The sequence below is a fragment of the Micromonospora sp. NBC_01699 genome (assembly GCF_036250065.1).
In the GTDB taxonomy this organism is placed as follows: Bacteria; Actinomycetota; Actinomycetes; order Mycobacteriales; family Micromonosporaceae; genus Micromonospora_G.
In genome coordinates this window covers 3,094,075-3,113,049 of the sequence record NZ_CP109199.1, presented here as the reverse complement: position 1 = coordinate 3,113,049, position 18,975 = coordinate 3,094,075, and the positions used below count along the sequence as shown (strand labels likewise).

Here is an 18,975-nt window from a genome sequence, read left to right as displayed (position 1 = left end):
ACCGTGCGGTGGCATTGTCAAGACCGTACGCAGCCAGCCGGCGGGGTCGCCCGGGGTCAGAGGCGTTCGAAGCCTCGGTGGCGTTCCCAGTCAGTGACCACTCGGGCGTACTCGGACAGCTCGGCGTGGGCGGCGGTGGCGTAGTGGGTTACTACATCGGGGCCGAAGGCGTGGTGGGCTAGGGGGCTGTTTTCCCAGAGGTGGACGGCTTCGGCTAGGGACTGCGGGAGGCGGGGCAGGGTGGGGGCGGTGAAGGCGTTGCCCGCGTGTGCCGGCTGGAGGGGTAGTTCGCGGTCGATGCCGTGTAGGCCGGCGGCGATGATCGCGGCGACCACGGCGTACGGGTTGGCGTCGCCGCCGGCCACCCGGTGCTCGATCCGCAGCGAGTCGCCCGTACCGACGATCCGGATCGGGCAGGTGCGGTTGTCCCGGCCCCAGGCGATGGCGGTCGGGGCGAACGCGCCCGGCGCCAACCGCTTGTACGAGTTGACGTTCGGCGCCTGGAGCAGGGTCAGCTCGCGCAGCCCGGCGAGTTGGCCGGCGACGAAGTGTGCCATCAGCGGGGACATGCCCGCCTGGTCACCGGTGCCGTCACCGGCGAAGACCGGGGTGCCGTCGACGTGGCGCAGCGACAGGTGCACGTGGCAGGAGTTGCCCTCGCCCTCGTCGTACTTGGCCATGAAGGTGACGGCCAGGCCCTCCTGGGTGACTATCTGCCGTACCCCGGTCTTGTAGAGCGCGTGGTTGTCGCAGGTGGTGAGCGCGTCGGCGTACCGGAAGACGATTTCGTACTGGCCGGGGTGGACCTCGCCGCGCGCGGACTCCAGCCTGAGTCCGGCGCGGGTCATCTCGCGTCGGATCCGCCGGACCACCGGGTCGATCTCGGTCACCCCGGCGAGCGAATAGTCCACGTTGTGCCGGGTGGCGGTACGCAGACCCCGGTAGTCCCGGTCGTACGCCTCCTGGAAGCTCTCCTTGAACAGGAGGAACTCCAGTTCGGTGCCGGCGTAAGCGACCAGTCCCCGTTGCGCGAGCCGGTCGAGTTGGGTTCGCAGCACCTGCCGGGGCGCGAACCCGATCGGCCGCCCGTCTGCCGAGTACGCGTCGGCGAGCACCAGTGCGGTTCCCTGATCCCAGGGCAGCTCGCGCAGCGTACCAATGTCCGGGGTGAGGGTGAGGTCGCCGAAGCCGGCGGCCCACGGGTCGACGGCGTAGCCCGGCCCGGTGTTCATCTCCACGTCGGCGGCGAGCAGGTAGACGCAGGCGGCGAAGCCATCGGCAAGCACCCGTTCGCAGAAGTGTTCGGCGTCGATCCTGCTGCCCTGCAACCGGCCCTGAAGGTCGGGTACGGCGACGATGACGTTGTCGATCCTGCCGGCGGCGACCTCGGCCCGCAGTCGGTCCACCGGCAACGGGAACGGCAGCGGGGGCGGCGGCGGGGGCGGGGGCGGGGGCGGGGGCGAGGGTGCGTTCATCGGGGTGGCTCCGGGGCGGTCGGGGGCAGGTGCAGCGGGTTCGGGACCGGGGCGGCGTCGAGGTGGAAGGAGGCGTCCCGCTCGGCCCGGTCGTGGTAGCCGCCGGGCAGCAGGCGTTCCCGGTTCAGGCAGACCCGGCCGAACTCGGGCGCCAACAGGTCGAACCGGGCGAACCGCTCGGCCAGCTCCGGGAACCGGGCCTGGTACGCCAGGATCTGCGCGCGGACCAGCCGCCAAAACTCGTGCTCCGGCACCCCGAGCTGCTCCGCGCAGAGCGGGGCGAGGTAACGGAAGTGGCACATCAGCAACGATTTGACGATCGACCCGGTCAGTTCCTCGGCCCCGAACCGCATCAGTACGCCCAACGCCTGCGCCGGCAGGTCGGCGTACTCGGGCAGGTCCTCGTCGAGCAGTTTCATGTCGTCGACGAAGTCCTTCACCGCCAGCCGGACCGGCACGTCCGATTCGTCGTAGACGACTATCGCGTTCTCGCCGTGCGGGTTGAAGCCGATGCCGTACCGGTAAAGCAGGTGCAGCAGCGGCGGCAGCACGGCGGCGAAGAGCGCGGCCAGCCAACGTTGCGGCGGCAGCCCGGACCGGTCGACCAGTTCCGCGACGAACGCCCGGCCGGCGGGGTCGACGTGCAGCAGGGCGGCCAGCGTACGGGCCCGCTCGCCCGGATCGAGCGCGGCGGCGACCGGCTCCCGCCAGATCACCCCGAGCAGCTGCCGGTAGCGGTACGGCGCCGCCGGCAGCGCCTCGAACACCGGGTGCCGGACCGCCACGGCGGCCACCTCGCCGGGCAGGATCACCCGGCACTCGTCGCGCAGGAACGGGTCGGTGTCCCGGATGCGGTGGATCCAGGCGGTGCTGTGCGGGGCGGCGTGCACCAGTTCGGTCGGGATGCCCCGGTAGACCATGGTATTGAGGATGGACAGCGGCAGCTTCACGTCGTAACGGTCCGACCTGGACACGTTGCCGAACGTACGGATCGACTGCTGTGCCCGGTAGTGGTCGGGTGCCTCGCCCAGCGGCACTATCCGGCGCTGGGCCAGCTCCGCGGCGAACAGCGGCACCACCACCTCGTCCCACTGCCACTCGTGCACCGGCAGCCAGACGTACGCCGACGGGTCCAGTCGCTGGGCGGTGAGCAGTTCGGTGAACCGGTGCCGGGTGTGTTCGTCCAGTTCGCGCTTGCGCAGCGCCGCCTCGTCCAGCCCCGGTACGCCGTGGAAGCTGGCCAGGTCCCGGTGTACGGCCATCCAGTGCAGGGGCCCGGTGTGGCGGGACTCCGGCGCGTACCGGGACCGGTCGACGGCCGAGAAGCCGACCCGACCCTTGTTCGCGAAGATCCATGGGTGGCCGGTCTGGTGACCTTCGAGTTCGAGGTGCGGCAGCTCGGCCAGTTCGGCGACCGGGAGCCCGGTGCTGCAAAGCCACGAGTCGGCGGCGAGGGTGGCACTCAGCTCGCCGATCGTCAGCGCGGTCACCGCCGGATCCAGCCCCCACGCCCGGTGCAGGTCGAGCAGCAGCCGGTACGGATCCGCCGGTTCCGGCCCCTCGTCGGCGACCCGACAAACCGAGTCCGGCTCGATCCGCCAGGAGTCCATCAACACCGGGCGGCCCCGGAACTCGTAGCGCAGGCCGGGCAGCAGCGGTACCCGGTAGCGTCCGTCGCCGAGCGGGGTCGGGGTCAGCGCCTGCTCGAAGGCGAGTTCGGCGATCATCTTGGCCGCGAGCGCGGCGTTCACCCGCTGCCAGACCTCGGGGACCAGGCCGGGTGGGACGAGCAGGTCCATCTCAGGCTCCGTCCACTTCGGCGGTGTGCAACGGGTTGGCCAGGGTGCCGTACATGACGTCGAACTCGGCGTCGCGCTCGGCCCGGTCGTGGAAGCCGCCGCCGAGCAGTTGCTCGCGGTTGAGCGCCACCCGCCCGAACTCCGGCCCGAGCAGGTCGAACCAGGCGAACCGGTCGGCGAGTTCGGGGAACCGCCGGTGGTAGGCGTCGATCGGTTCCCGTACCAGGGACCAGAACTCCCGTTCCGGTACGCCGAGGTGCCGCTCGACGATGTCGGTGAAGAAACGGAAGTGCCCGGCGCAGATGGCGGACAGGATCGAGTGCGCCAGGTCGGTGGCCGGCCAGCGGTGCAGCAGGTCGCGGGCCTGCGCCGGGATGCGGTCGTACTCGGGCAGGTCGAATGGGAGCAGTTCGACGTCGGCGCCGAAGTCCTTCAGCGCGATCCGGCTGGGCCGTTCGGCCGCGTCGCTGATCAGCACCACGTTCTCGCCGTGCGGGGTGAACGAGGCGCCGTACCGGTAGAGGTAGTGCAGCAGCGGCGGCAGCAGCGCACCCAGGTACGCGCGCAGCCACTCCCGCGCGGTCAGTCCGGACCGGTCGACCAGTTCGCTGACCACCGCCCGCCCGTCGCCGCCCTCCAACAGCAGGGTGGCCATGGTCCGGGCCCGCTCCCCCGGCTCCAGGTAACCGTGCACCGGCTCCCGCCAGATCGCGCCCAGCAACTCCTGATATTTGTACGGTGCGTCCGGCAGGTCCCGGTAGGTCGGGTGCGGCACGGTCACCGAGGCGACCTCGCCGAGCATGACCACCCGGCAGTCGTCGCGCAGGAAGGCGTCGCCGTCGCGCAGGTCCTGCAACCAGGTGGTGAGCCGGGGCGCGCAGGTGGTCTGCGCCTCGGACAGGCCGCGCCAGACCAGCGTGTTGCGGATCATCAGCGGCACCTTGACGTTGCGCCGGCCGGGACGGTCCAGGTTGGTCAGGGTGCGGATCGACTGCAACGGGCGGTAGCGGTCGACGCTCTCCCCGAGGTGGACCACCGTCCCGTCGGCGATCTGCCCGGCGTACAGCGGCAGGATCACCTCGTCCCACTGGAACGGGTGCACCGGCAGCCAGACGTAGGCGTCCGGGTCGCCGCCCCGGTCACGTACCCGGTCGGCGAAGGTGGCGCGGGTGGCGGGGTCGAGTTCACCGGCGAGCAGGGTCTCCCGGTCCAGGCCGGGCACGGCGGTGAACCGGGCCAGGTCGGGCGTGACCGCGAGCCAGACCAGCCGGAACTCGCCGGCCGCCTCCGGGGTGTACCGGGCGGTGTCGGCGGCGGAGAAGCCGAGCCGGCCCTTGTTGAGAAACATGCACGGGTGGCCGGTCTGGTGCGCCTCCAGGTCCTCGTGGGACAGGTCGGCGAGGTCGGCGGCCGGGATCGCGCGAGCGTGCAGCCGGGCGTCGGCGGCGTGGGTGGCGGTGAGGTCGCGGACCAGGTCGGCGAGAACCGCCCGGGACAGGCCGAGCACGTCGGCCGCGTCCACCACGAACCGGGTCGGGTCGGTCGCCGGTGACTCGTGCTCGCCGACGCGGCGCAGCAGGCTCTCCGGCCGGATCCGCCAGGCCCCGAACGCGCCCCGGCGGGCCCGGAACGCGTAGCTCACCCCGCCCGGCAGGTCGAGCCGCCAGCTCTGGGCCGGGCCGTCGGAGCGCGGCGTGACCATTTCCTCGTACGCCATCTCGGCGATCGTGTGGGCCAGCAGCGTACGCCCGGCGGCGGTCCAGTGTGCCGGGACGAGGTGGGGCGGCGGTGCGGTGGCGGGCTCGACGGGCACAGCGCTCCTTCGTGCGGGGTGATCGGGGTGGACGGGGCCCGGCGTACGGGGTCAGTTCGCCAGGTCCCGGCCGACCGCGTCCTCGGGTACGCCGAATCCGGTGTACGCGGTCCGTTCCGGCAGCCGGTACGCCTTGCCCCCGGTGACGGCGTTCAGGATGGTGGCGCTGCGCCAGGCACCGAGCCCCAGGTCGGGGGTGCCGATCCCGTGGGTGTGCAGTTCGGCGTTCTGCACGAAGAGGGAACCGCTGACCGCCGGGGCAAGCGCCACCCGGTAGTCGGCGTCCACCCGGTAGCGCCCCTGCCCGTCCCAGCGGACCAGGTCGGCCAGGGGTTCGAGCAGCGCCGGCCGCCGGGCCCGGTAGCCGGTGGCCAGCACCACCCGGTCCGTACGCACGGTGAAGAGGCGTTCCTGGCGGGTCTCCCGGCAGGAGAGCAGGTAGCCGTCGGCGGTGGCGTGGGCGGACTCCACCGCCACGTTCGCGGTCAGGCCCACCTCGGGCCGGTTGCCGCCGACGGACCGCTCGTACAGCAGGGTGTGGATCTCGTCGATGGTCTCGGCGCTGATCGCCTTGTAGAGCTGCCACTGCTCGGGCACCAGCCGGTCCCGGGTGGGCTCCGGCAGGTCCCGGAAGTACGCCGTGTAGTCCGGGGTGAAGTGCTCCAGCCCGAGCTTGGAGTACTCCATCGGGGCGAAGCCCGGCGACCGGGTGAGCCAGCGCAGCCGCCAGCCGTGTTCGGGCGCCCGGCGCAGCAGGTCGAGGAAGACCTCGGCGCCGGACTGGCCGGATCCGACCACGGTGACATCGCGGGCACCGGCCAGGTCGGGCAGCCGGTCGAGGTAGTGCTCGGCGTGGAAGATGTGCTCGCCGACCAGGTGGGCCAGGGATTCGGGGACGACCGCCTCGGTGCCGACCCCGAGCACCACGTGCCGAGCGGTGACCCGGCTGGTGACACCGGTGTCCGGATCGGTCAGTTCGATCAGGAACCGGCGGGTCTGGTCGGACCAGCTCAGCCCGTCCACCCGCGCCCCGAACCGGCAGGAGGGCAGTGACTCGGCGACCCAGCGGCAGTAGTGGTCGTACTCGCGGCGCGGCACGTGGAACCGCTCGGCGAAGTAGAACGGGAAGAGCCGGTCGTGTTCGCGCAGGTAGGACAGGAACGACCACCTGCTGGTCGGGTCGACCAGGGAGACCAGGTCGGCGAGGAACGGCACCTGCAACTGGGCGTCCTCCAGCAGCAGGCCGGGGTGCCAGGCGAAGTCGGGGCGGGCGTCGACGAAGAGCGTACGCAGGCCGGCGATCGGTTCGGCCAACGCGGCGAGTCCCAGGTTGAACGGCCCCAGGCCGATGCCGACCAGGTCGTACCCGGTGTCGACCGGATCGGTGTCGGGAACGGTCGGTACGGCGTCGGTGCTCATCGGTTGGCTTCCTCCGGGATGTCGCTGGTGCTCGCCCTCGGGGCGACGGCGTCCGGTGCTGCCGTACCGGCTCGCCGTGCACCAGTCTGCTGCTGCGCGGCGGAGCGCCGCTCGGCGGCACCGGCCCGGATCACCAGGTCCAGCAACGCGTCCACGTCGGCGGTGGTGGCATGGGGGTTGAGCAGGGTGAGTTTGAGCCAGACCGCGTCGGCGACGTCGGTGCGGCCGACCACCGCCGAACCGTCGACGAGCAGGCGTCGGCGCAGTGCGGCGTTGACCCGGCTGCTGCGTACGCCCGCGCGGTAGCGGAACACGACGGTGGTGAGCACCGGGTCGGCGGCCAACTCCAGGTCCGGGTCGGCGGCGATCCGGGCGGCCGCGTACCGGGCCAGGTCGTGACATGCGTCGACCAGGGCGCCCATTCCCTGCCGTCCGAGCGCCCTGAAGGTGACCGCGAGCTTGAACGCGTCCAGCCGCCGGGTGGTGCGCAGCGAGTGTCCGAGCAGGCTCGGGTAGCCGGCCGTCTCGTCGTCGGCCGGGTTGAGGTAGGCCACCCGCTGGGCCAGCGGTGCCAGCGCGGCGGGGTCGGCGGTCAGGAACGCCCCGGCGGCGACCGGTTGCCAACCGAGTTTGTGCAGGTCGAGTGCGATCGAGTCGGCCCGGTGCAGGCCGTCGAGGAGGCCGGCGAGCCGGTCGGAGAACAGCGCCGCGCCACCGTACGCGGCGTCGACGTGCAGCCAGGTCCGGTACCGGGCGGCGGTTTCGGCGATCGCCGGTAGCGGGTCGATGCTGCCGAAGTCGGTGCTGCCGGCGGTCGCCACCACGGCCGCCGGTAGACCGCCGGCGCGGACGATGGCGGCCAGCCGGTCGGCCAGCGCCGCCGGGTCCATCCGGTACGCCCGGTCGACCGGCACCGGGACCACGGCCTCCTCGCCGAGCCCGAGCAGGGCGGCGTTGCGCCGGATGGAGAAGTGGGCGATCTCGCTGCAAAAGTAACGCAACCGGGAGCCGACCGCGCCGAGGCCGACGGTGCCGGCGGTCGAGCCGGTCGCCCTGAGTACGGCGGCGTCCCGGGCGAGCAGCAGTCCCATCAGGTTGGACTCGGTGCCGCCGGTGGTGACGACGCCGGCCGTACCGTCGGCGGCGGGGTATCCCACCAGTTCGGACAGGGTGGCGATGACCAGTGGTTCGAGTGCGGTCGCGGACGGTCCCTGGTCCCAGGAGTCGAGCGACGGGTTCAGTGCGGCGGCGACCAGTTCGGCGGCCACCGCGACCGCCAGCGGTGGGCAGTGCAGGTGTCCGGCGCAGTGCGGGTCGGCCGGGTCGGCGGTGCCGGCGGCGAGTTCGGTGGCGAGCGCGGCGAGCGCGGCCGGCGCACCGGTGCCCCGGTCGGGCAAAAGTTGCCCGCCGGTCGCTGCGGCGATGGCTCGGGCCGTCCGCGTCGGTGCTCCGGCGGGCAGTGGTCCGCCGCGCATGAGCGCGCCGTCCCGGAGCGCGGCGAGCGCCACCTCGACCAGGGGGCCCAGCGCGGACGGGCCGTCGACACCGCCGGCCAGTGCGGTGTCCAGCGCGGACGGGCCGTCGACACCACCGGCCAGTGCGGTGTCCAGCGGATCGGCCGGGGTGTCCGGCTCGTCGGTCATCGGCGGGATCCGGGACGGCTCGTCACCCGGGGCCCGGGACGGCTGGATGACGGGAGTTGCGAGACGACCACGAAGCCTCCAAGGTTAGCCTCACCTAACTACCACATCACGCCGACCGCAGGCATCCTGGACAGGCCGCTTTTCGGTTAATGTCCGAAAAGTCGTTGAGAATCGCCCATCCATCGGCCGCCGACGCGGGCATCCGGGACGGCGTCCCGTGACCGCCCCGGTCGGCCACTGACGATCATCCGCCCATCCTGGCACGCCGCCTTCCGGCCCGATTCTCTCGGTTCCGCACCGGCGGCCGGCTTCGTCCCGGCCGAGCGGAAATGCGCCGACGCGACGACATTAATGGCGAATACGTTGCAAAGTGTTCGACGATGAGCGAAACTCTGTGGGTCACAATGAACGTACCTATCAATTGCCCTTGGGGGCGCCGAGATGGCCAAGCAAACAATCACCCTACTCACCGACGACCTGGACGGTGGCAAGGCCGACCGCACGGTGGAGTTCGGTCTGGACGGGGTGAACTACACCATTGACCTGTCCGAGAAGAACGCGGGCAAGCTGCGTAAGGCCCTGGACGGCTTCATCGCCGCGGGCAGCCGAATGGGTCGCAGCAGTGTCGAGGGTCGCGGTGCCGCCCGGCGCGGTGCGAGAGGCACGACCCGGACCGACCGGGACCAGAACAGGGCCATCCGCGAATGGGCGGTCAAGAGCGGATACGACGTTTCCGAACGGGGCCGGATACCGGCCGAGGTGGTGCGGGCGTACCAGAATCATTGAGCCGTACCAGAATCATTGAGCCCTTGCCGGGCTGATTGAATCGCACCCGGAGCGGCGGGGAACGCGGCCGGAAACGGCACCGGCCCCGCCGGCCGGGGCGACACCGACCGGCGGCGCCGCCCGGACGCGCAAGATTCGCTCAAGACTCCCGCCGTGGGCCTTCCTGTGGTGACCCGCCCGATCCAGGCTGGTGAAAACCGTGCCGGATCCTGCGGGGAGCGAGTCGATGGCGACGATAACCCAGCTCAGAACGACAACCGCGAGCCGCGAGAACACCAACCTGCCCTGGCTGGACTGGCCGGAGCTGGTCGAGGCGCTTGAGGTCGCGGCACTGGTCCGGTGCACCCCCGTCGGTGCCGCCCCGGATGCCCGCCCGGCGGGCCCGCACGGCGTACACGGGATGCTGGTGGCGGAGTTCAACCAGCAACTCGCCGCGCACCGGATGGCGTACCTGCTCGGCCGGCTGAACCTGCCGGTCACCCGCGAGGCGACCGTCGCCGGGCTGCGGCGGCGCTACCAACTGCACCGGCTCTACCTGCCGCACGGCGCACAGGACGGCTACGGGGCGCTGATGACGGCCGCCTGGAGCCAGGGCCGGGCCGCGATCCTCGACCCGGCCGCCAGCGGCGGGTCGAGCGCCCGCCAACTGTGGCGCCCCCGGCTGGCCGGGGCCGTCTGGCGCTCGGTGCTCACCGCCGCCGGGCGCCACCTGCACAAGAACATCCTCGGCGTACGGGTGACCGACCACGACCTGGCCGCGATGCTGATCCGGGGCGCGCAACTGCTCGACGCCCGCGCCGCCCTGCGCCGCCGCTCCGGTTGCTTCCTGATCAGCGTGGACGTCGGTCCGGACACCCAGCGGCTGCTGGGTGCGCTGCGTTCGGGGGATCAGTTCGACCTCGCGGTGTAGGGCCGGGGGTTGACCGTTCGGTCGGTATGCACGACCGAACCGGGTGGGCCAGACTTGCCGCGGCGACCCCTACTTCCGCCGGAGAGTACGACCCGTGCCCCTCACCCCGCCGCCCCCGGACGGGTTTCCACGCTCGGCCCGGCGGGCCGTTTCCGCACTCTGCGCCGCCGTACTGACGGTGCTCGTCGCCGGCTGCGTCGACCCGGCCGAGGAGCCGATCCTGATCCGGATCGCCACCGGCAGCCCGACCGCCGTCTACCACGCCTTCGGCCAGTCCCTGGTGACGATCATCAACCGGGAGATCCCCGGCGTACGGGCGAGCGTGGTGGTCACCGCGGCCTCGGCGGAGAACGTCGAACTGGTCTCCCGGGGCGGCGCCGAACTCGGCTTCACCCAGGCCGACACCCTGCCCGCCACGGCCGGGGACTCCCCCGCCGTACTCGGGGTGGCCCGGCTCTACGACGACCTGCTGCACCTGGTGGTCCGCGCCGACCGGCCGATCCGCCGGTTGGCGGACCTGCGCGGGCGCACCGTCTCGGTGGGCGCGCCCGGTTCCGGTACGGAGATCACCGCGAGCCGGCTGCTCGACGTCGCCGGCCTGACACCCGGCTCGGTGGACACCCGACGGCTGGGCCTGGACGCCTCCGTCGCCGCGCTGGGCAGCGGCGAGATCGACGGCTTCATCTTCTCCGGCGGGCTGCCGGTCCAGGCGGTGGCCGAGTTCGTCCGGCGGACCCCCGCCCGGATCATCGACCTCGGCGAGTGGACCGAACCGCTGCGCCGCGAGTACAGCCAGGTCTACGTCAACCGGGACATCCCCACCTCGGTGTACGGCCTGGAACCGGTGACCACCGTCGCCGACCCCAACTACCTGGTCGTCTCGGCCAACCTGCCGAAACAGCTGGTGCAGGAGGTGACCCGGCTGCTGATGGAACGGCGGATCGAGCTGGGGCGGGCGCATCCGGCGGCGGGGCGGATGAGCGTCCAGTCGGCGATCGCCACCGCGCCGCTGCCGCTGCATCCGGGCGCCGCCGAGTACTACCGCTCCAGCAAACCCTGACCGCCGGCTACGCCGGTTCGTCGGGGGTACGGAACCAGAGCGCCGCGTCCAGCCCGCGCGGGATCGCCTGGCGCATGGTGAGCCGCCCGCCGGAGACGTCGACCAGCACCGCGACGATGGTCAGGCCGAGCCCGGCGCCGGAGATGTTCTGCGCGTCGGCGGCCCGCCAGAACCGTTCGGTGGCGTGCTTGAGCTGGGCCGAGGTCATGCCCCGCCCGTTGTCCCGGACGTGGATCGCCACCCCGCCGTCGAGCTTGTACACCGACACCTCGACCCGGCCGCCGTCGTCGGTGAACTTCACCGCGTTGTCGATCAACGCGTCGAGGGACTGGTCCAACGCCGTCGGCGCGGCGCTCGCGTACGCCGGGGTGCTCGGGGTGTTGACGGTGAGTTCGATGGACCGGCGGCGGGCCAACGGCCGCCACGCCGTCACCCGCGACACCGCGACCGCCACCGCGTCGACCACCACCATCTTGTCCGCGCCCCGCTCCGCGCGAGCCAGGGTGAGCAGGCCGTCGAGCACCTGGGCCAACCGGTCGCTCTCCTCCAGGGCGAGCGCGTGCTCGGTCCGACCGACCTCGTCGGTCACGCTCGGCCCGAGTTCCTCCACCCGCAGCCGCAGCGCGGTGAGCGGGTTGCGCAGCTGGTGACTGGCGTGCGCCACGAACGCCCGCTGCCGTTCCATCGCGTCGGACAAAGCGTCGGCCATGTCGTTGAAGCTGGCCGCCAGCCGGCGCAGCTCCGGTGGCCCGACCCGGTGCGGCGCGCGGGCGGCCCGGTCCCCGGCGGCGATCTCGTGGGTCACCGCGTCGAGTACGGTGATCGGCCGCAACACCCAGCCGGCCAGCCGGAAGGCGGTGAGGACGCAGGCGAGCAGGGCGAGCGCCCCGATCACGGCCAGCGCCAGCCACCAGGTGAGGGTGCTGCGGCCGATCCGGGACGTCGGCGACGAGATGATCACCGTGCCGAGCACCTCGCCGCTCTCGCTCACCGGCACCGAGACGACCAGCGGCTCGTCCCCCCAGGGCCAGACCAGTCCCGGCTCGGCGGACTGCTGTCCGGCCAGCGACGCCCGGGTGGCGGACTCCACCAGTTCCGCGTCGGGCCGGTAGCGCGGGGTGCGGATGACGACCGTACGGTCCCGGTCGACCAGGGCCGCGTGCAGGCCGTACAGCTCCGCGTAGCGGTCCAGTTCGGCACTGACCCCGCCGGTCGCGCCACCGCGCAGGGCCGGCCCGGACAGGGACGAGAACCGGGTCGCGTCGGCGAGCCGGTCGGCCCGGACCCGGTCCGTCTCGGCGGTGGCCAGGGTGAAGGCGAGCGGGATCTCCAGCGCGACCAGCACCAGGACCATCAACAGCAGATAGCTGAAGACCAGACGGCGACGCACGTCAGCTCCCGGTTACTCGACCCGGAGCCGGTAGCCCACGCCCCGGACGGTCTCCACCAGGCCGGGGTCGCCGAGCTTGGCGCGCAGCGAGCCGACGTGCACCTCCACCGTGTGCCGACCGGTCCAGGTGGTCTGCCAGACGTCGAGCAGGATCCGGTCGCGCGGCACCACCAGTCCGGGTTGGCGGGCCAGCGACATCAGAATGTCGAACTCCTTGCGGGTGAGCGCCACCGCGACCCCGTCGATCTCGGCCGACCGGGCGGTGACGTCGATCCGGATCCGGCCGGCCTCGATCACCGTACGCGGTGCCGCCGCGTAGGCGCCCCGGCGCAGTACCGCCTCGATCCGGGCGTGCAGTTCCGCCATCGAGAACGGCTTGACCACGTAGTCGTCGGCGCCGACGCGCAGCCCGAGCACCCGGTCGCGTTCCTCGCCCCGGGCGGTGACCGCGATGATCCCGAGCTGTGGGCTGCGCTGGCGCAGCGTCCGGCACACCTCCACCCCGTCGCCGTCGGGCAGGGTGAGGTCGAGCAGGACGAGGTCGCACGGGGCCGCCGCCAGCGCCGCCGCCGCGGTGGCCGCCTGTTCGATGTCGAACCCGCGGCGGGTCAGGGCGGAGGCCATCGCCGCCGCGACCCGGCTGTCGTCCTCGACCAACAGGATGCGCACACGCCCTCCCCACGCCGACTGCCCGCTATTGTGCCGGGCCGCCCGCCGGGCCTTCACCCCCGGCCGCCGCACGTCCACCGGCGGCCGGCCCGCGCCCGGACCGGTCCCGCCCACCAATCGGGACGGGCGGCACTGAGCCGGCGGCCCGGACCTGCATAGAGGAAGATCACATAGCTGGGCCGGCAGCCGGCGTGGAGAAACGCTGGCAGCATGGTCACCGACGTCGGACCGAGGGAGAGAAACAATGGCGGAACAGGCAGCGTTCGGAAAGCCGGCCGCGGGCAGCGCGCAGATCGGGGTCACCGGTCTCGGTGTGATGGGCCGGAACCTGGCCCGGAACCTGGCCCGGCACGGCTATCCGGTGGCGGTGCACAACCGCTCCGCGGACCGGACCCGGAGCCTGATCGCCGAGCACGGCCAGGAGGGCGAGTTCGTGCCGAGCGAGTCGATGGCCGACTTCGTGTCGTCGCTGTCCCGCCCGCGCGCGGTCATCGTGATGGTGAAGGCCGGCGGCCCGACCGACGCGGTCATCGAGGAACTGATCCCGCTGCTGGAGACCGACGACATCGTCATCGACGCCGGCAACGCCCACTTCGCCGACACCCGGCGGCGGGAGGAGACGCTGAAGGCGCACGGGCTGCACTTCGTCGGCACCGGCGTGTCCGGCGGCGAGGAGGGCGCACTGCTCGGCCCGAGCATCATGCCCGGCGGCTCGGTCGAGGCGTACGCCAAACTCGGGCCGATCTTCGAGTCGATCGCCGCGCAGGTGGACGGCGTGTCGTGCTGCACCCACGTGGGGCCGGACGGCGCCGGGCACTTCGTGAAGATGGTGCACAACGGCATCGAGTACGCCGACATGCAGCTCATCGCGGAGGCGTACGACCTGCTCCGGGACGGGCTGTCGGCGACGCCGGGCGAACTCGCCGAGATCTTCCGCACCTGGAACGAGGGGGACCTGGAGTCCTTCCTCATCGAGATCACCGCCGACGTGCTCGGCCACACCGACGCCGGCACCGGCAAGCCCTTCGTCGACGTGGTGCTCGACCAGGCCGAGCAGAAGGGCACCGGGCGCTGGACCGTGCAGAGCGCGCTGGACCTGGGCGTACCGATCACCGGTATCGCCGAGGCGACCTTCGCCCGCTCGCTGTCCGGGCACGCCGACCAGCGGGCCGCCGCCCGTGAGCTGTTCGCCGACGCCGGGGGCAAGGCGAGCATCGGTGACCGGGACGCGTTCGTCGAGGACGTCCGCCGGGCGCTGTACGCGTCGAAGGTGGTCGCGTACGCGCAGGGCTTCGACCACATCCAGGCGGGCAGCGACGAGTTCGGCTGGAACATCGACCGGGGCGCGATGGCCACCATCTGGCGCGGCGGGTGCATCATCCGGGCCCGGTTCCTCAACCGGATCCGGGAGGCGTACGACGCCAACCCCGAACTGCCCTCGCTGCTGGTGGCGCCGTACTTCGCCGACATCGTGTCGCAGAGCATCGAGAGCTGGCGACGGGTGGTCAAGTACGCCACCGAGGTCGGCATCCCGACGCCGGCGTTCTCTTCGTCGCTGGCGTACTTCGACGGGCTGCGCCGGGACCGGCTGCCGGCCGCGCTGATCCAGGGGCTGCGGGACAACTTCGGCGCGCACACGTACCAGCGGGTCGACCAGGCCGGCTCCTTCCACACGCTGTGGGCCGGCGACCGTACCGAATCGGCGGCCTGACCGGCGACGGCCCGCCGGTGTCGCGGGTGCGGCACCGGCGGGCCGTTGGTCTCCTCCGTCACCCGGCCGGGCGTTCCTCCACCAGGTAACCGTTGTCGAGCAGCCAGGCGACGCTGAGCGGCGAGGGTGCCTTCGGCAGGTGCCGCGACTCCAGCTTGTACTGGAGGCCGAGCCCCAGTTGCCCGAACCACGGCGCGATCGGCCCGGAGTCGACCCGGAACGCCCGCAGGACGCAGTACAGGTGGTAGTTGCTGGCCGGGGTTCCGCTCGGGGTGTTGAGGTTCTGCGGCGGCAGGGCCCGCTGGAGGAAGAGGGTCCGAGCCGGTGCCAGGTAGCCACCGCCGGGATAGCCGAATCGGTCGACCCGGCTGCCCGCCCACAGGGTCTGGGCGAGCCTGACCGGTTGGCCGTCGACGACGAGGAAGCCGTCGGCGGGTGGGTAGGTCCAGCCCGTCTCGCCACGGTATTTGGCGACGAACTCCGCTTCGGTGAGCCCGCCGAAGCGCTGGTAACCGAAGAGCAGTGGCCCCACCGGACGGTCCGCCGGCAGTTGCGCCGGTCCGAGTTCGGGCCGGGCGGGATTGTGGAACTGCTGGGTGGGTGTCGCCTGGTCGGGTGTGCCGGGGCGGCAGGCCGAGACGGCGGGGACCGGACCGGCGTACGCCGGCAGTGGCGGAGCGGTGACCAGGAGTACCGCGACGAGGGCGGCCGAGGCGAGCGAGCGGATCTTCATAAACCCCCCAAACCAGGCTGACATCGCGGTCAGTTTCTGAACGATCACCCAGGGTCGTCCAGCGAACTATCGGATTCCCGTCAATTCGCCCGGTGCGGGAGAGCCCGCGGGCAGGTCAGCGGAACCCGGGTCAGCGGAACCGGCGCCGCAGGCTGCGCCGGTTCAGGCCCGGCGCGGTGGTCTCCAACCGGCGCCGGAGCAGGTCCCACTCCCGGCGCCGCTCGTCGGTGACGTCGCGCAGCGTGATCGACACTCCGGGCGGGCCCGGCTCGGCCCGCAACGGCCGGCAGTTCACCTCGACCAGGACCCGGCTGCGATCGGCTCGACGCAGGGTCCACTGGAGGTCCACCCCGGACGGCTCGTCGCCCGCGCGTACGGCACCCAGGGTGCGGTCCACCTGGTCGTGGTCGTCCGGGTGGATGATGTCCCGCCAGGTGGCGAACGCCCGCGACTCGATGCCGAGGATCCGCCACAGCGCCGGGTTGGCGTAACCCACCCGGTCGTCGTCGCCGACGATCAGGACGCCGTCGTTGGTGCTGCCGGCCACCAGGTCCAGGTAGCGGTCCCGTTCCCGCAGGTTCGCCGCGCCGGTCACCGCCAGCCGTTGCAGGGCGAGCGTGGCCTGGCCGGCGGCCACCTCGATGACGTCCCGCGAGGCGACCAGGGTGTCTCGGTCGGCGGCCACCAGCAGGGCGGCGCCCGCGCGCCCGGCCACCGGCCCGACGTCGGGGGTCAGCGACGCCACGATGGTGGCCGGCAGGCCGCCCAGCGGCTCGACCAGCACCCCGGGCAGCAGCCCGGTCTCGACCAACAGGCTGCGCCGCCGGGAGTTGTTCGTCGGCAGCGGCCGGTCCAGGTCCACCTGCGGCGCCCCGACGAAGTCGACGTCGTCGGTCCACCGGCCGGGCGGCCGGTACCGGGCGAAGACGAGGCGGTGCGGGGTGCCGGCCGGCATCATCTGCGCGACCATCATCCGCAGCGCCTCGCCGACCTGGGCGCTGCCGGTCGCACCGACCAGACTGGTGCAGGTCTCCCGCAGATGCCGCTCCCGACGGACGGCGAGCCGGTGCTTGGTGCGGGCGTCGACCACCCGGATCACCACCAGCACCGTGCCCATCCCGGCCACGACGGCGATCACCGCGCCGTCGGGCACCGCACCGCCGATCGCCTCGACCAGCAGCACCACCGGAGCGGCCAGGCTGGCCAGCGCCACCAGCCCGACCCGGGTCGCGGCGGTCTCGTCCGGTGGCACGTCGACCCGCGCGGTCAGCCGGGTCATCGAGGGATGCAGCGCCGCGGCACCCCAGGCGAGGTAGCAGAGCAGCCAACCCAGCTCGGCCGGCCCGCCCGGTCGCCACCCCGGACCGAGCTCCGCGACGGCGTACGCGGTGTCCGCGGCGAGCAGACCGGCCGCACCCACCGTCAGCAGCAGCACCGCCACGTTGCGCGGTGCGGCGACCGCCAGTCGTCCCATCACGACCAGCACGAGCAGATCACCGAGTACGTGGCTGACCAGCACACACTGCTCGACCCGGGAGAGCCCGGTGCCGGGCAGCGCCGGTGCGACCACCTGGGTCCAGCCGACGAGCCCGACGGCGAGCACCACCGCGAGCAGGTCGGTCAGGCCGGAGCGGTCCCGGATGATCGCGCTGCTGCGGGTCAACTGCACCAGGGCGGCGGTCAGCAACGGGAACAGGGCCACGTACAGGGCGTCGGCGAGCAGGGCGCAGAGCCGACCAGCCGAGGAGGCCGACGCGACCGCGTACACCACGTCGCCGGCGGCCAGGACGGTGAGCGCCGCCCCGAGCAGCAGCCACGGCCCGGGGCGCGCGGGCCGGTGCCGGCGGATACCGTACGCGACCGCGGCCACGCTGGCCGCCCCGATCGTGCCCCAGAGGATCGCCGCCGCGGTGGGGAACAGCAGGACGCCCAGTCCGAGTACGGCGGTCAGCGTGACAAAGCCGATCATGCGGCGCTGCGCCAACCGGAATCCTCCCACCCGCGCCGCCGGGCAGCCGCCGCTCCAGGGCGCCGGGTCGCACCTGGTTCGACAGCGGGCATGGGCGTACGCATCCGTTTCCCGCGGCACCGACTATGCCGTACCGGACGGGGGTGGACGGACGGAACGCGCCGGGGCGGAGTTCGACACCTCATGTCGTGTGTGGAGCGTGCCCACGGCGGTCTCCGGCACGAGCGACCCGGACCGGGCCGGACCGAGCGCCCGGCCGAGCGACACGGACCGGTGTCCATAATCCGTCACTTATCCATGAGTGACTGATTGGGCATAGATTGTAGTATTCATGCACAAGGCGTCGTTCGCCTGCAATGCGACGTCACCAAGCCGGCCCGGATCAGCCGGACGACGCGGTCACCAGGACCGCCACACCTCCCAGAGGCACCAGCGTGAACAGAAACGATTCCCGGTCCGCCGATCACCGGGTCTCCGATGCCCCTCCCCCGCCGCCCACGCCCATCCGGATCACCTCCGGTCGGCACCCGTTCGAGCTGTCCTTCCTGCTCGGTGGCCTCGTCTGTGGCGTCATGATGGTCACCCTCGACGCCCTACCCCGCTCACTGGTCGCCGCCGTGCCCGCGACTGTCGAGTGGACCTGGGAGGTCAGCCTCGTGCTCGCCGGACTCGTCGGCCTGCTCGGCATCGGCTGGCCGGGGCAGATCTCCACCGGCCAGGGCCTCGAACTCGGTGCCATCCTGCTGCTCGGCGCGAACACCTGCATCTACGCCATCGCCCTGTTCGTGATCAGCGGCGAGGCCGCCCTGGCCGCCGGAACCTTCATCGGCGCCGTCTCGATCGGCTGTAGCTGGCGCGCCGGGCAGATCATGGGAAACCTGCGCCGGTTGGCCGAAGCACCCGACCGGCGTGCCCGGACGGGATCACCGTGAACACCCCGCCGACCCCCTCCAGCGGACCGGCCTGGATCCAGATCCTGCTGTCCGCCGTCGGTCTGCTCGGCTGCGTCGGCGGCGTGTTCGCGGTGGCCTCGGTGACGGTGCGCCGACACAGGTTCAGCACGGACACCGCGCAACTGCTGACCGACACCGCACTCACCATCGTGCGACCGTTGCGCGGCCGGGTGGCGGAACTCGAAACCGAGACCGCACAGACCCGCGGTCAGGCGCTCGCGGCCGAGCGGGAGATCAGCGAACTGCGGGTCACCCACCGGGAGCTGACCGCACTGCGCCACCGCTGGCGCGAGGCCATCCTGGCACCGGACGCGACCGTGGCCGCGATCCGCGCGCACGCCCGGCCCAATCGGGCGGTACGCGGCGACGAGTCCCCGACCACCGACTCCGAGGTCTGACCCCCGGTACGAGTCACTGCCGTCCACTGTGGCGACAGAGGCCGAGGGCTGTCCTCTTATGTCCACATTGGATGATCGCTTTCACCACTCAACGCACAGGTCAGCGACTTTCGATCTCCGTACGCCTCGGAAAACAGCAGGGTGTTATCGATCAAGTCCAGACGGTAATGTGCCCGATGAGCGGCATGAACACCCATACACGGCATTCGTTCTTATTTTTGTCATAATCCTGTCCGAGCCTTGTCAC

15 protein-coding genes are annotated in these 18,975 nt (G+C 72.1%); 6 read left to right on the top strand and 9 right to left on the bottom strand.

Features of this window, described 5'->3' with window-relative positions:
• Positions 1–56: 56 nt before the first annotated feature.
• Genes OG792_RS13855 through OG792_RS13835 form a run of 5 tightly spaced genes read right to left on the bottom strand, consistent with a single transcriptional unit; the run spans position 57 to position 8,149 of the window.
• Positions 57–1,475, bottom strand: a complete 1,419-nt coding sequence (locus tag OG792_RS13855; protein ID WP_329109927.1) for a glutamine synthetase family protein — start codon at positions 1,473–1,475, stop codon at positions 57–59.
• Positions 1,472–3,274, bottom strand: coding sequence for an IucA/IucC family protein (locus OG792_RS13850; protein ID WP_329109926.1), 1,803 nt, complete (start codon positions 3,272–3,274; stop codon positions 1,472–1,474). Before OG792_RS13850 ends, OG792_RS13855 begins: the two co-directional genes overlap by 4 nt.
• Before the next feature lies 1 nt (position 3,275).
• A complete protein-coding gene (locus tag OG792_RS13845; RefSeq protein WP_329109925.1) occupies positions 3,276–5,087 on the bottom strand; it encodes an IucA/IucC family protein in 1,812 nt (603 codons plus the stop codon).
• Positions 5,088–5,138: 51 nt separating this feature from the next.
• Positions 5,139–6,506 (bottom strand): lysine N(6)-hydroxylase/L-ornithine N(5)-oxygenase family protein, encoded by a 1,368-nt coding sequence (locus OG792_RS13840; RefSeq protein ID WP_329109924.1) that lies wholly within the window; start codon positions 6,504–6,506, stop codon positions 5,139–5,141.
• Positions 6,503–8,149, bottom strand: coding sequence for a pyridoxal phosphate-dependent decarboxylase family protein (locus tag OG792_RS13835; RefSeq protein ID WP_329109923.1), 1,647 nt, complete (start codon positions 8,147–8,149; stop codon positions 6,503–6,505). Before OG792_RS13835 ends, OG792_RS13840 begins: the two co-directional genes overlap by 4 nt.
• Positions 8,150–8,590: 441 nt before the next feature.
• Here OG792_RS13835 and OG792_RS13830 point away from each other — a divergent pair, with 441 nt between their 5' ends.
• The 3 genes from OG792_RS13830 (at position 8,591) to OG792_RS13820 (ending at position 10,905) form a co-directional block, all read left to right on the top strand.
• Positions 8,591–8,935, top strand: a complete 345-nt coding sequence (locus tag OG792_RS13830; RefSeq protein ID WP_329109922.1) for a histone-like nucleoid-structuring protein Lsr2 — start codon at positions 8,591–8,593, stop codon at positions 8,933–8,935.
• A gap of 226 nt (positions 8,936–9,161) precedes the next feature.
• Positions 9,162–9,845: a hypothetical protein gene (locus OG792_RS13825; RefSeq protein ID WP_329109921.1), complete on the top strand. Its 684-nt coding sequence runs from the start codon at positions 9,162–9,164 to the stop codon at positions 9,843–9,845.
• Positions 9,846–9,939: 94 nt separating this feature from the next.
• On the top strand, positions 9,940–10,905 hold the full coding sequence (locus tag OG792_RS13820) for a TAXI family TRAP transporter solute-binding subunit (RefSeq protein WP_329109920.1): 966 nt from the start codon (positions 9,940–9,942) through the stop codon (positions 10,903–10,905).
• A 7-nt stretch (positions 10,906–10,912) separates the two neighbouring features.
• Here the strand turns inward: OG792_RS13820 and OG792_RS13815 are convergent, their stop codons facing one another.
• Positions 10,913–12,295, bottom strand: a complete 1,383-nt coding sequence (locus OG792_RS13815; protein ID WP_329109919.1) for a sensor histidine kinase — start codon at positions 12,293–12,295, stop codon at positions 10,913–10,915.
• Between the two features lie 12 nt (positions 12,296–12,307).
• Positions 12,308–12,964: a response regulator transcription factor gene (locus OG792_RS13810; protein ID WP_329109918.1), complete on the bottom strand. Its 657-nt coding sequence runs from the start codon at positions 12,962–12,964 to the stop codon at positions 12,308–12,310.
• Between the two features lie 244 nt (positions 12,965–13,208).
• Here OG792_RS13810 and gndA point away from each other — a divergent pair, with 244 nt between their 5' ends.
• Positions 13,209–14,675, top strand: coding sequence for an NADP-dependent phosphogluconate dehydrogenase (gndA, locus tag OG792_RS13805; protein ID WP_329109917.1), 1,467 nt, complete (start codon positions 13,209–13,211; stop codon positions 14,673–14,675).
• A gap of 58 nt (positions 14,676–14,733) precedes the next feature.
• On the opposite strand, the gene OG792_RS13800 is transcribed toward gndA, so the two are convergent.
• Positions 14,734–15,408: a TNT domain-containing protein gene (locus OG792_RS13800; protein ID WP_329109916.1), complete on the bottom strand. Its 675-nt coding sequence runs from the start codon at positions 15,406–15,408 to the stop codon at positions 14,734–14,736.
• Positions 15,409–15,538: 130 nt separating this feature from the next.
• Complete coding sequence (locus OG792_RS13795) at positions 15,539–17,392, bottom strand: PAS domain-containing protein (RefSeq protein WP_329109915.1); 1,854 nt, start codon at positions 17,390–17,392, stop codon at positions 15,539–15,541.
• A gap of 419 nt (positions 17,393–17,811) precedes the next feature.
• Here OG792_RS13795 and OG792_RS13790 point away from each other — a divergent pair, with 419 nt between their 5' ends.
• Entirely contained in the window at positions 17,812–18,309 is a 498-nt protein-coding gene (locus OG792_RS13790) for a hypothetical protein (protein ID WP_329109913.1), read from the top strand.
• Complete coding sequence (locus tag OG792_RS13785) at positions 18,306–18,728, top strand: hypothetical protein (protein ID WP_329109912.1); 423 nt, start codon at positions 18,306–18,308, stop codon at positions 18,726–18,728. The genes OG792_RS13790 and OG792_RS13785 overlap by 4 nt, the downstream gene beginning before the upstream one ends.
• The last annotated feature ends 247 nt before the right edge of the window (positions 18,729–18,975 follow it).

Excerpts from the sequence above, each read along its gene's own strand:
- OG792_RS13855 (WP_329109927.1), bottom strand. The coding sequence starts at position 1,475 with ATGAACGCACCCTCGCCCCCGCCCCCGCCCCCGCCCCCGCCGCCGCCC.
- OG792_RS13850 (WP_329109926.1), bottom strand. The coding sequence starts at position 3,274 with ATGGACCTGCTCGTCCCACCCGGCCTGGTCCCCGAGGTCTGGCAGCGG.
- OG792_RS13840 (WP_329109924.1), bottom strand. The coding sequence starts at position 6,506 with ATGAGCACCGACGCCGTACCGACCGTTCCCGACACCGATCCGGTCGAC.
- OG792_RS13835 (WP_329109923.1), bottom strand. The coding sequence starts at position 8,149 with ATGACCGACGAGCCGGACACCCCGGCCGATCCGCTGGACACCGCACTG.
- OG792_RS13830 (WP_329109922.1), top strand. The coding sequence starts at position 8,591 with ATGGCCAAGCAAACAATCACCCTACTCACCGACGACCTGGACGGTGGC.
- OG792_RS13825 (WP_329109921.1), top strand. The coding sequence starts at position 9,162 with ATGGCGACGATAACCCAGCTCAGAACGACAACCGCGAGCCGCGAGAAC.
- gndA (WP_329109917.1), top strand. The coding sequence starts at position 13,209 with ATGGCGGAACAGGCAGCGTTCGGAAAGCCGGCCGCGGGCAGCGCGCAG.
- OG792_RS13800 (WP_329109916.1), bottom strand. The coding sequence starts at position 15,408 with ATGAAGATCCGCTCGCTCGCCTCGGCCGCCCTCGTCGCGGTACTCCTG.